The 11,864-nt window shown below is 45.4% G+C and carries 11 protein-coding genes; 4 read left to right on the forward strand and 7 right to left on the reverse strand.

Going from position 1 to position 11,864, the window contains the following annotated elements:
• Positions 1-88 precede the first annotated feature (88 nt).
• Together IFU39_RS24525 and IFU39_RS24530 are read left to right on the forward strand one after the other, a co-directional pair.
• On the forward strand, positions 89-586 hold the full coding sequence (locus IFU39_RS24525) for a DinB family protein (RefSeq protein ID WP_192135404.1): 498 nt from the start codon (positions 89-91) through the stop codon (positions 584-586).
• 248 nt (positions 587-834) lie between these two features.
• On the forward strand, positions 835-1,905 hold the full coding sequence (locus tag IFU39_RS24530) for an SDR family oxidoreductase (RefSeq protein WP_192135406.1): 1,071 nt from the start codon (positions 835-837) through the stop codon (positions 1,903-1,905).
• 55 nt (positions 1,906-1,960) lie between these two features.
• On the opposite strand, the gene IFU39_RS24535 is transcribed toward IFU39_RS24530, so the two are convergent.
• The 7 genes from IFU39_RS24535 to IFU39_RS24565 form a co-directional block, all read right to left on the reverse strand.
• Positions 1,961-2,338 carry a winged helix-turn-helix transcriptional regulator gene (locus IFU39_RS24535; RefSeq protein WP_091012315.1) on the reverse strand — a complete coding sequence of 126 codons (378 nt, stop codon included), beginning with the start codon at positions 2,336-2,338 and terminating at the stop codon, positions 1,961-1,963.
• A gap of 31 nt (positions 2,339-2,369) precedes the next feature.
• The gene (locus IFU39_RS24540) at positions 2,370-2,789 is read right to left on the reverse strand and encodes a MarR family winged helix-turn-helix transcriptional regulator (protein WP_091012313.1); all 420 of its coding nucleotides are present in this window, start codon (positions 2,787-2,789) and stop codon (positions 2,370-2,372) included.
• Between the two features lie 66 nt (positions 2,790-2,855).
• A complete protein-coding gene (locus IFU39_RS24545) occupies positions 2,856-3,590 on the reverse strand; it encodes an SDR family NAD(P)-dependent oxidoreductase (protein WP_192135408.1) in 735 nt (244 codons plus the stop codon).
• Between the two features lie 354 nt (positions 3,591-3,944).
• The gene (locus tag IFU39_RS24550; RefSeq protein ID WP_192135411.1) at positions 3,945-4,910 is read right to left on the reverse strand and encodes an SMI1/KNR4 family protein; all 966 of its coding nucleotides are present in this window, start codon (positions 4,908-4,910) and stop codon (positions 3,945-3,947) included.
• 214 nt (positions 4,911-5,124) lie between these two features.
• Positions 5,125-6,750, reverse strand: a complete 1,626-nt coding sequence (locus IFU39_RS24555; protein ID WP_192135412.1) for a rhamnogalacturonan lyase B N-terminal domain-containing protein — start codon at positions 6,748-6,750, stop codon at positions 5,125-5,127.
• A 352-nt stretch (positions 6,751-7,102) separates the two neighbouring features.
• Positions 7,103-7,975, reverse strand: coding sequence for an AraC family transcriptional regulator (locus IFU39_RS24560; protein ID WP_192135414.1), 873 nt, complete (start codon positions 7,973-7,975; stop codon positions 7,103-7,105).
• Positions 7,976-8,144: 169 nt separating this feature from the next.
• On the reverse strand, positions 8,145-10,253 hold the full coding sequence (locus IFU39_RS24565; RefSeq protein WP_192135416.1) for a TerD family protein: 2,109 nt from the start codon (positions 10,251-10,253) through the stop codon (positions 8,145-8,147).
• A gap of 95 nt (positions 10,254-10,348) precedes the next feature.
• On the opposite strand from IFU39_RS24565, the gene IFU39_RS32680 reads away from it, so the two are divergent.
• Together IFU39_RS32680 and IFU39_RS24570 are read left to right on the forward strand one after the other, a co-directional pair.
• Complete coding sequence (locus IFU39_RS32680) at positions 10,349-10,522, forward strand: hypothetical protein (RefSeq protein ID WP_206759592.1); 174 nt, start codon at positions 10,349-10,351, stop codon at positions 10,520-10,522.
• 132 nt (positions 10,523-10,654) lie between these two features.
• Positions 10,655-11,740 carry a hypothetical protein gene (locus IFU39_RS24570; protein ID WP_192135418.1) on the forward strand — a complete coding sequence of 362 codons (1,086 nt, stop codon included), beginning with the start codon at positions 10,655-10,657 and terminating at the stop codon, positions 11,738-11,740.
• Positions 11,741-11,864 lie beyond the last annotated feature (124 nt).

The raw sequence follows: 11,864 nt of genomic DNA on the forward strand, positions 1-11,864 counted from the left end.
CCATTTTTAATTTTTAGCAATTTAATTGTATAATACTAAATAGAAGACAGGTTATCAGATCCGGTCTTGGAAGAGAGGAAGGTACCATATGTCAGATGTTAATCAAAGCTTTGCGCAAGCCCTTGTCAAATCATTAGTAGGGGAACGTGGCCACATCCGCATCGCCCGTGCTCTACCCGACATCGATGTCACACTTGCTGCTCGTACGCACGATGCCATGCCATATACGATCTATCAATTGGTGAAGCACATGCATTATTGGCAGCAATTTATGCTCGACCACTTGGAAGGACGCAAGCCACAGCTCCCTGCTAACGTGAGTGAGAGCTGGCCTGAGGAGAAGGGTCCACAGGACGAAGCCACGTGGAAGGCAGATATTCAAGCATTTTTGGAGGGGGTTGATCAAGCCGTAGCCATTGCAGAAACGGCACAATTGGATGATCCACTGCTCTATTTCCCGGGTGAAACTAAAGCAGGACTTCTGCGCAATATCGCATCCCATAACTCGTACCATCTGGGTGAGATTGTTCTGCTGCGTCGCTTCTACGGCGCATGGCCGCCTCCAGGTGGCGGATATCCGGCGTAAACCATCTCCACAACAGATCTATTGAACGAATATACAGACACATCTAAGCTGTGAAAGGACGATTGTACCTTTTACAGCTTCTTGTGGTTATAGGCAAGTAACATCCAATGAATTGCCAATTATAATGCTCATGTCCTGCACCAGGCTCATATATTACTTCAAAGTACGTATATGACTTTGAGGTGCGTACTTCTCATCCTTCTTTTTCTGACCCACAATATGAACAGAAGAAGAGAGGAGCATGTCCATTGAAACCCGAACAATCCGTTACCCGTTACACCGCACTTGTCATTGGTGCTGGAGGCGTCATTGGAAGAAACCTTATGGATTATCTGATGACACTTCCCGAGTGGAATGTCATTGGTGTATCTCGCCGCGGAGGGGAAGATGCCCCCAGGTTGCGTTATATATCAGCTGATTTACTGAACGAAGCAGACACACAAGACAAACTGAGCCCTTTAACGACCGTTACGCATATTTTCTACGCCGCGTATCAGAATCGCCCAACCTGGGCCGAATTGGTACAGCCCAACTTGGCCATGCTCGTCAATGTGGTGAATACGATTGAACCGATTGCTCCAAATCTCCAACATATTAGCCTAATGCAAGGTTATAAAGTGTACGGTGCACATCTCGGGCCATTCAAAACACCTGCCAAAGAAACGGACGCATATCATATGCCCCCCGAATTCAATGTCGATCAGCAACGGTTTCTCGAAGATCGGCAACCCGGAAGCAGCTGGACCTGGTCAGCCCTGCGCCCTTCGGTGGTATGTGGCTTCGCTCTGGGTAATCCAATGAACCTTGCCATGGTTATTGGCGTCTATGCGGCTATCTCCAAGGAGCTTAACTTACCATTACGTTTTCCCGGGAAACCAGGAGCGTATCATTCGCTGCTTGAAATGACTGATGCGACATTGCTGGCTCATGCAACCGTATGGGCAGCAACCGAACCTCGCTGTGCCAATCAAGCATTTAATATCACCAATGGCGATCTGTTTCGCTGGAATGAACTCTGGCCCAAAATTGCTGCATTTTTCGAATTGGAAACCGCACCTCCACTCACCCTTTCACTTGCAACAGTGATGTCAGATAAAGAAGACCTTTGGAATTCCATGATCGAAAAGTATGGTTTGGTAAACAACCCTTATGATGATGTCTCTTCCTGGGCATTTGGTGACTTTGTCTTCTCGTGGGATTACGATTTCTTCGCAGATGGTTCCAAAGCTCGCCGCTTCGGATTTCATGATTTCATTGACACTGAGGCTATGTTTATGGATATTTTCAGAAATCTACGTGATCGCAAGATCCTTCCGTAACTTAGATAAATGCAGAATAAGCCGATTCCTGAATTCCAGAATCGGCTTATATAAGTCACTCAACGTCAGTAGTCGTTGGCGGCTTAAACAGAATTTTTCCTCGATCACCATAAACATTCTCCACGTGTATATCGCCCCATCTACACATTAGATGAAGAATCTCTTTGAGACTCCACCCATACGCTGTTAACTCATACTCCACTTTAGGCGGAACCTGGTGATGGGAAATTCGGACAATGACCCCCGCCTCCGTTAGTTCACCAAGTTGCTGCGTCAGCACTTTCTGGGTGATCGCAGGGATCAGTTTCATCAGCTCACCATTACGTTTCTTGCCAAAGGTAAGATGGAATAGAATAACAGGCTTCCACTTTCCCCCGATTACCTCAAGAAAAGCTTCAACTGCGGTGTTATATACTTTGAGCGGTTCCTCCATATCACCTTCGGTCTCCCTTCGAGTCTATTGCTCAATCTTCCCGATTCATCTTCTCAAAAATATGGACTAGTTGCGCTCGATCCTCTTCGTTTAATTTCTGGAATAAATTCTTACGCAGCTGCTGGCCCTCCAATATGGCTCTTCCGAGGACTTCGGCCCCTTTATCCGTAATGTTCAAATAAATAATGCGACGGTCCGCTTCATCTACCATTCTGACGACTAATTCCTTGGCTACCATCTTGTCAGATAAATAACTAAGTGTAGGCGGAGTGAACCCCAAAATTTTTGCAATATCCGAAGGTCGACTTTTTCCATTTTGTTGGAGATGGCTGAGCACAAGCACATGAGAGACACCGAGGTCCTCATTGAATGATTTGTTCCATTGTATAATCAATTTGTTAGTGAAATTATCCATGTTGTGTATAAGCTCAAAAATGTTCTGTTCTTCCATTAGATCCTCCTCGAAAAAATAAACAACAGCCCTCATTTAACTTAAGGGCTGTCATCATTTTACACGCTATTGGGCTGAGTAGCCACCATCGATCACCAGTTCAGATCCTGTAATGTACGAAGAATCATCCGACGCTAGGAACAACGCGGCTTTGGCAATATCGATAGCCTGGCCCAGACGCTGCAAAGGCGTTGCCTGAATTAATCGTTCAAGCAGTTCCTTAGATGTGTTCAAGGATTGGGTCATTGGTGTTTCGATGATCCCAGGAAAAAGAGCATTCACACGAATACCTTGACGTCCGAAGGTGGTCGCAGCAGCTTTGGATAATGCACGTACCGCGCCTTTGGACGCCGAGTAATGGTTAAAGCCTTGTCCAATCAAAGCGGTATATGATGAGATATTGACGATAGAACCTTTTTTCTGGGCTGCCATATAAGGAGTGACATGTTTCATGCCAGCGAATGGGCCGTAACCGTTAATGGAGAGCATTTTCCCCCAATCCTGTGCATTGATTTCCTCAAATGGCTTCTCGGAAGAAATGCCCGCATTGTTGACCAGAATGTCAATTTTCCCAAAACGTTCATTCACTACTTTCGCCAGTGCCTGCCAATCTTCATCCGAAGATACATTCAACTTCATTCCGTACACATTCTCTTTTTGGCTTACTCTCTCCAATGATTCCTCATTAATGTCTGCAGCAATGACGATGGCGCCTTCCTGTGCAAAAAGATCTACCATGCCCTCTCCGATTCCCGAGGCTCCGCCAGTAATAATAGCTACTTTATTATCTAATTTTCCCATGTGAATTGCTCCTAACGTATTTTATTTATTTGTAAGTAACAAGGGCTACTTTGTTTTTCATTCTTAACATGATGCGTAGCCCTTTCTTGAAGAAACCAAGGTATTTAGATATATAATATTTAGATGACTAAATATTATATATCTAAATACTAGCAAAGTAACTGCCTTAATGCAACGAGTACAGCTCTATATACTTATTTTGGATATCTTGGCGAAGCTAACGCAGTTAGTAAAAGCTCGGTTTGGGTGACATTTCCGACTTATCGCGCATAACTAGGCAACAAAAAGACTGCATCCGTCATGACGGATGCAGTCTTTTCAACGTTTCGTATAAAAAGAAGCCCATACCTTTACTTATAATGCACCTTTAAGGTTTGCAGGTTGATTTTCCTCATTCACCAGACCTTGAATAAAGGTTTCAAAATTGGGTGCAAGCCACGTAATCTTGTAGCTTTCTTTTTTATCCACATGAACAACCTCGGGCTCACCAGCATTGCCGGATTCACGATAATCCAGCATCACCACCTCCGAATCGGAAGGGCACTCACAGATAACAACACCGATTTCGGGGTAACCCCCCTGCTCGATAATAAACCGGCTGCCAGTTTCACCACCTAACGAATGTGCTTTCTCACGTCCAATTCCCAGTATCCCCTTGACCTCAACGCGGACTTTCTTGGCAGCCTCTGCTTGGCTAACCGGAAAATGCCTATAGTGGGGGACACCGCCATTATGTAATTTCATCATGTTAATATAGGATGTTGGCAGCTTAAACACCAACTGCTCCTCCACTGACTCGACCTGTTCATCGGTAGGCGGGGCCAACACATATTGATCCACGGCTTCAGCACTGTCATTCCAAAAACCTGTTGGTTCCAGATGGCTAACACTAACAGGTACGGTTGAGATCTCAGTAATAGATGGGACGGTATCCACCGATTCGTCTACGGATTCCTCTGAGGGTTCCTCCTCCATTTTACTTCGAATCCATTCCAGAAACTCCAGCGTATCTTCATCCTCAGGGTCCAATTCATCCGCTCTTTCGAACGCTTGTAGCGCATGCGCATATTGCTCGAGATAATAATAAGCCAGTCCAATCCGATAATGCCAGAGTGGGTCACCTGTGCCCTCTTTAGCAACCGTCAGGAATTGTTCAACCGCTTCTTCATACCGTTCCAGGTTATTCAGCGCTCGGCCCAGATGGTTAACCAGCTCATAATCCCTTTCTTCCACAGGAATCGCTTGAATTGCATCCACAATTTCCTGAAACTCATCTTCTTCATGCCACTCTTGCAATTGAACCAACAGATCGTCTCTCATTCTCTTTTCCTCCCCGTTCATTCACTCATGACTACGTATTGAAAATTATACCACTATCCGGATCACCATCTCCAGCAAAGCAAGATCCTTAGGGATATTATGAATTGATATCTTTTCATTTCCGATGACAAAGCTAAAAGAGGTAACCTGAACCCTGTTAAGAAAACCAGGCAGGTTACCTCTTTTATTCCTTCCACGATATTGCATTCTTCATTCAATTCAGTAACTCCACACAATCGTAAACCCAACCTGCACTTAACCAGTTACCCAAATCACTCGAACCGCTAATAGGCGTAATGGTGATAGTATTGGAACCATTCACGAAATAAGATGCTGGGACATTCCAGCTAAACGTTGTGTTGTTGCCACGATAGGTACCAATCGTGAAGCTACGAGAATTGGGCTGTGAAGATGCAGCAGGATTGGTTAAAGCATGTCCATTAACCGTTACGCTAGGTCTGCCATTATTGTAAGCTGCGGTAATACCGATGTTGAGCGTATGAGAAGATGCCGCTTGAGATGCATTCAAATTAAACGTTATTGTGGTTGGAGAATTCTGACCACGGAACTGGATTGCCGGGAATCGATTGGTCGCGCTACCGGTGGCATAGGTGACAGGTCCCCAGCTTGGGTTACGACTATCGGACGGGTGACGGATCGGAATGGTCTGTCCATTCAGGAACTCCCGTGGTGTACCATCCCAGTTGCCGATTCGCCAGATGTTGGAGGCTTGACTCGGATCATTGTTGATCGTACGTGTATTCAGAGTCGTCGTTTGGCCTGCCGTGACATTAACCGTTTCCGTATATACCGCCAGTTCTCCCTTATAGGCTGTCATGGTGTATGTCCCTGGGATCATGCTATATTTGGCGGCTGCCCCACTTGAAGAGGTACCCACCCAATACTGAGCATTACTATTGGCGAACCCAATTGTATATGCATAACCCGTATCCATTCCGGAGAGACCATTAAGCACTACGTTCCCTCGACTGGAAACCCAACCCTGCAAGTTCAGACCAGACATCCAGCTGAAGTCGGGTACACTTGGGGTACCACCTGTGGTGAAGATCAAAGCGTACGGCCCATGCAGACCCAGGCGCCAATTTTCCGTCTGTGCATGTCCCGAGTTCATATAATTATAGACTTCCGTCTCTGTTCCACTTTGGAACTGAATGTCACGGAAGAATGGGCCGCCAGAGCTTTTTTCCCGATTGCCGTAGGCCATAAATACACCGACGCCATTCCCCGTCACCCCACGAACAGATAAGTCTTTGGCCTGATCATTACCATAATATTTGGAGGCCGACTGTCCATTTGCAAACCCGAACACATCCTGACTTTCAATTGCTCCAGTGTTACCCCGGTTATTAGAATTCGCCGGAACACCTGTCAACATACTACCATTACCACGGAAAATGTACCGTAACTCTCCAATCGAAGGTTGAGCCGTGATATGCGTTGCCATGTATATGATGTTCTCGCCACCACGCGAAGCATAATAGTGAGTTAATGTGCTTGTAGATACCGTAATTAACACGGTCGATCCAGAAGGAGAGGTATTCCAAGTCACATTGGCGGATGAACCCAAACCTGACCCGATGTGCGACCCTCTGTTGCTGTTCAGCTCCGTACCGTTCATTTTGGCCGATATAATATCGCCATTGGTTTTATTCACCACATAGACTAATCCTGATCCGGTGTTTACTTCGATTCTTGTGCCGTTATCGGTCACATTTATGGTTGCCGCGTGTCCGGTAGATGCAGGGTATACAGCAGCTGTTGCAATCATGACGACAATTAAAAACAAACCAAGCGCCTTTCTCACTATACTTTTGGTCATGAGTAAATCCCTCCTTGGAACTCATTTAATAAAGCGCTTACATTACAATGTATAATAACTGACACTTCCGTCTCATATCTCTATGTCTGCTATGTGAGCCTGTCCATGATCAATGGAATGTTATGTCTACGTGCGTATAGAATAGAGTCATCACTTCATGTAAACCTGATCTCGCCACCCCCTTTTTTAAATCACTCTTCTACATAAAAGTATTCTTACAATTCCAATAAAATAACACCATTATATTACATATGTTCGCAATGAAAACGGCCCGTATATCTGATAGCAAATTCTAAAACAAAAAAACGCAGCTTCAAAAAGCTGCGCCCGCAAATATCAAACTAGAGACGTATCATCTCTTCCGAATAGGTATCCATATCTCACTTCTATATTGCTCTACAGTAACATCCTTGTGCTCATTCCATAGCATTTCCGGACCCTCACTCAGCTCATAGTCCGATGAAGGAAACCATTCCGCGTAGATCCGGCCCCACACCTCCTGAAGCGTACCAGGAAACGGACCGACGACAGCAAATACAGCCCATGTCGAAGCAGGAACCTCCAGGTGTTCCAGTCCTTCAGGCGTCTCTTTTGTCGTAGCTGCACCAATGTAATGATCCAGTTCTCCCTGTTCCGCCATACGTCCCTCACTGAAATGGGATGAAGCACTGATTAAGCCCATAGGTTGGACGTTCGATGCCCCCTTAATCCTATCGATCAATTCCGGTGTAAGACTCTGGTACATCGCAGCGATCTCCGGATTAACCCCGTTGAATACGATTGGCACCCTTTTACGAATACCCACGATTCGAAACGCCTCTTTATCTTCAATGCGGTAGTTCATTTCGCTTCCTCCTTGAATGGTCAGTTGAAATGTCATTCGTGGGAAGGCTTTAAGGGATGGACCATGGTTTCGTGCTTCGGAGGGCGTAGTGCCATGCATGCTTTGAAAAGCACGCGAGAAAGAATCCGGCGATGTATACCCGTATTTTAGTGCAATATCAATGATTTTGCTGTCACTGTGGCTTAACTCCATAGCTGCAAGTGTCAACCGGCGACGTCGAATATATTCCGAGAGCGTTACACCACTAAGAAAAGAGAACATGCGTGTAAAATGATATTCCGAGCAGCAGGCAATCCGGGAAATCTCCTTCATGTCCACGACATCCATCAGATGCTCCTCAATATAATTCAAGGCTTCATTTAACCGCCTCAGCGTATCCATATCATCCCTCCCACGTTAATTTAAGCTTAGCAAAGTCATTCTCTTTGCATCCGACATTACCTGCACCATTCTGTAGGCTCTTTGCATTTAAACCAGAAAAAAAGAGCAGCATCAGCTACTCTTTTCTAACTTTGATATTCACATATCACCAGTAGTCAAGTCAAACAGGTCAAACCAGATACTCCGCCATAATCTGCTCGATATCATAGGGTGTAATACCTTGATCGACCGAATAGATTGTATCCGCCTGATCTATTGTATCCACCAGTTCTCCTCTAGCTTTGGCATGGAGCATGAACAAGTCATGCAGATCGGGTTTGCGTAAAGTCGTTAGTGCTTTACCCATCAGCACGATACCTTTCTGATTCCCCTCTACGTTATTGTAGTAGTCCGGATATCTGGTCAGCGCCAGGTCTGTCCAGATGACGGTGCGTTCGACCAGATCCATAATGACAGGGATCGCAATCTGCGTATCCGCTGTAATATCGATTTTGTTCGCTACGGTAGACGGTTCGAAAATCTCGCCAGACCCCGGCTTCTTCCTCATCATCCACCCTACAAAACATTCCGGCAGATCACAATACGGATGGCTGGTGAAGGAATGTACTGTCGTCACCACATAACGTCCACCATAATTCACGATGGATGGAATATGCAGATCAATAAACTCACTTGCTCCGTTAGGTGCAGTCACGATATCTCCGCTATGGACAGCCTTATAGTTAGAGGATCGCAGATTCGTATAGGAAATATGCTCCACATAGTTCCAGTCCTTATCATACATCACCGCAGACAAGTCAATGTCCACGCGCCCTGTAGACTTTCCATCCACGTCCCCCTCTTTCCACCAGTTGAAGAAACGAATGGTATCACCCTCTGCCATCGGCACACGGCTTCCACGAACGATGGTATGCAGAGCCTTGCTCGCTGATCTCTGGGAAAAGGGTACCAGATAATCATGAAGCTGTGGATCGACATAGGTCTTCCCAAGCGGGGAAAGGTTTGCGAATCGCTCTACCAGCGCCTGCTCGCATAATTGCACGACATCTTGACACGTGCCTTCATCGATCTCTGGCAGCTCATTCGGAACAGCAAAAGCTTTGGCTACATTGCCTTTCGGGAAGAAGACACGCAGATCCTGCCGTTCATTACGCTGCGCAAAATGCTGTCTCACCTGCAATAACACTGGGGTAGAGACTTGCTCCAATACCTCACCAAAGGCCAGCAGGACATACGCTTCATCTTCGGTCATACGCAACATGTGATCCAGTCTTCTCGCGAATTCACCTGGACGCTGCGACAACAGATCAATCAGACTCCAGACATTCCGATATTGGAAGGCAAGCTCCACACTTCCGTTGAAGGTCGAATACGGTTTATTATTACGCAAAATATCAAAGGCTTCTTCGCATCTTGGATACCGAAGCTTATATTCCGAAGGATGCAGAATTTCGCCAAGGCGAATCCAGCGATCCTTATATCGCAGCATATCCTCCGTGATGGAGCCACATTGCTCCAATAATCCGAGCAAAAGGCGTCTCTCACGACGTTTGAATTTCCGGAAGCGAGAAGCCGTAGCGAGACTGACATCACCGTCGGACCAGGCAACAGCCAGACGCAGAACATCACTTGCCGTTTTGAAATACGGACCGATCCGGTCGATGTTCGCCTTTTCATGCTTCAGCAACGAGGAAACCACAAAGCCTACATTTTCTTTGAACAGAATCTCGGCGGGTAGAATCGCATCCACTTCACTTGGATCTGCATGCTCCAACACGGTATCGATATCTTTCTTGTCTGTTTCAGAGATGGAACCTTTAGCTTCAATGATCTGACGAATGAGTGTCTGGAATGCTTGTTTGTTTCCCAAACCAATGACTTTCAAGTCCGTCTTCTCCAGCAAATGCATTCTCTCCACAGGGGGTTGATCCGTATAGACCACAGTCAGGTTGGTCAGATAATGAATAATTGCATTAAGGTATAACTCCGCCTCATCCGCTTGCATCACCTGCATCGGGAATCCTGCATACATCGGTGTGTACTTCACATGTGCGCCGACCATGACTCTCAGATCAGCCACAAGTTGATGATATACTGCTTCAAACTGTTCCATGGACAGCTGTCTCATCGCCTGCATTAACTCATCCGAGAAGGTATATCCGAGTGCTTCAATATTTTTGAGGGCAGTCGCCAGATAAGTCTTCGGCAACTGTTGCTTCCCTTCATTAGGTTCAATGATAAGTTTGTTCGCTCTGCGCAAATAGATCGTATTGTTCATGATAAAAGAGTCCAGGAAAGCCACATCCCTATATAACATGAAAGGTTAGGGTTAGAAGGAAGGAATGTGATAGCCTGGACGCCTCCTCTCTGATAATGAAATCTTCAGGAGAGCTGCGACCCTATGATATCTCCAATGATTGTAGAAGGAAGGATCGCAATAGCCTGAAGGCCAGCGATTCGAAGTTCGTCACCCGAATCTCTGGTGAACCCATCATCTCAGATTCCACGATCTGCCAACAGGGCGAAAGTATTACGACACCCCATTGAAATTCTTTTTTATATCCACCAAAAGATATATGTGGTTTATGATCTTTCCCAAATCCAGGGGGAGTGCTCAAAATTGTGTCGAATATAACGAAGAAGAACCCTAGAGAATGATGCAGAAACGAGGTTAGGACGATGGAACTTCAAAAATTATATTCTGATTGTATACGGCTCAAATTCAATTGTGGAGTTAAGCCTGAGCCTTCGTGCACAGATTATATGGAGTATGGTTTGTATGAGGATAATAGTGCCGAACTGTTTATGGTATCCCACCCAGATGAGACATTTACAAGCTGGATGTCGAGACTGCGTCCGAAAGATCCCTATTATGGATCAAGGCCAGACTGGAAGCCGACTCTCTCAGAACCATTTGAACAGCTCGATGTTTATGACGAAATGATTATGTATTATCTGTTATTTACCATCAACACCACGCTGTCGATCAACACGTATAACACCTACAGTGCCATGAATGAATTTATGAAAGGCTATAGCTTCTTCCAATTGTCTCAGCTAAGCGAAATTCCCCAATTCAGCGAGGAACAAAAGCATCTGTTACGTGACTTTTTCTTCTTTTTTTACCTCTATGCACACCCTGTTAATGAAGATACATTATATGCCTGCTCATTCAGCGAACAACACCTTGTACATACGAAGACCGACATTTCATTGGAGGATTATTTTTCGGCATACCATGATCACTACACCTTACTTCGAAATGAATACTGGGAACAAATCGTAATCACTGCTGAAGAGATCCAAGCCTGCAAACGCCTGACGCTGGAACTGCTATATACCATTGAAGGCCGATCTCCCAAGTTAAACATGCCTTCAGAGGAAGGTTTGGAACCAATCCTCATGTTAATCAACAACGTGAGTCAGATGTTACAGTTGTATACAGAGGAACCGGAGGCATTATTCCAGATCATGCGGGATTTCCTTATTCAAGCTGAAGGTCACTCCAGTACATACGCTAACCACTGTTTCAAGACACTGCTTCAGAACTATGCTTCATATATCCTGTTTTTCCGATTTGATGAGGTTCAATTGCTGGTAGATGCTTTCAGGCATACCCCGGCTTGGTGCGAAATAATTGTTAGTAAACTGTTCAACGACTCCATCTTCCTTGAAAAGATCATGAGACTACAGCAGGTCAATCTTGACGCTTATCCAGAAGTCACTATGTTCTTTAATGAAGAGGCACGAAAGATGATTTTGTAGCAACGATCTGGCCCTACAAAAAAATGCCTAAAAAAGCCTTTGCCGACCCCCAATGTCAGCAAAGGCTTTTCGTTTTAAATTGTGTTTATTGATCAATCAGGTTTGTTACTTTCAACATTCTTGC

Source organism: Paenibacillus sp. CFBP 13594 (genome assembly GCF_014842675.1).
GTDB classification, from domain to species: domain Bacteria; phylum Bacillota; class Bacilli; order Paenibacillales; family Paenibacillaceae; genus Paenibacillus; species Paenibacillus amylolyticus_B.

Bases quoted from the DNA above. Each gene is read 5' to 3' on its own strand.
- IFU39_RS24560 (WP_192135414.1), bottom strand. From the start codon at position 7,975: ATGGATACGCTGAGGCGGTTAAATGAAGCCTTGAATTATATTGAGGAG.
- IFU39_RS24555 (WP_192135412.1), bottom strand. From the start codon at position 6,750: ATGACCAAAAGTATAGTGAGAAAGGCGCTTGGTTTGTTTTTAATTGTC.
- IFU39_RS24540 (WP_091012313.1), bottom strand. From the start codon at position 2,789: ATGGAAGAACAGAACATTTTTGAGCTTATACACAACATGGATAATTTC.
- IFU39_RS24545 (WP_192135408.1), bottom strand. From the start codon at position 3,590: ATGGGAAAATTAGATAATAAAGTAGCTATTATTACTGGCGGAGCCTCG.
- IFU39_RS24550 (WP_192135411.1), bottom strand. From the start codon at position 4,910: ATGAGAGACGATCTGTTGGTTCAATTGCAAGAGTGGCATGAAGAAGAT.
- IFU39_RS24525 (WP_192135404.1), top strand. From the start codon at position 89: ATGTCAGATGTTAATCAAAGCTTTGCGCAAGCCCTTGTCAAATCATTA.
- IFU39_RS24570 (WP_192135418.1), top strand. From the start codon at position 10,655: ATGGAACTTCAAAAATTATATTCTGATTGTATACGGCTCAAATTCAAT.
- IFU39_RS24535 (WP_091012315.1), bottom strand. From the start codon at position 2,338: ATGGAGGAACCGCTCAAAGTATATAACACCGCAGTTGAAGCTTTTCTT.
- IFU39_RS32680 (WP_206759592.1), top strand. From the start codon at position 10,349: ATGAAATCTTCAGGAGAGCTGCGACCCTATGATATCTCCAATGATTGT.
- IFU39_RS24565 (WP_192135416.1), bottom strand. From the start codon at position 10,253: ATGAACAATACGATCTATTTGCGCAGAGCGAACAAACTTATCATTGAA.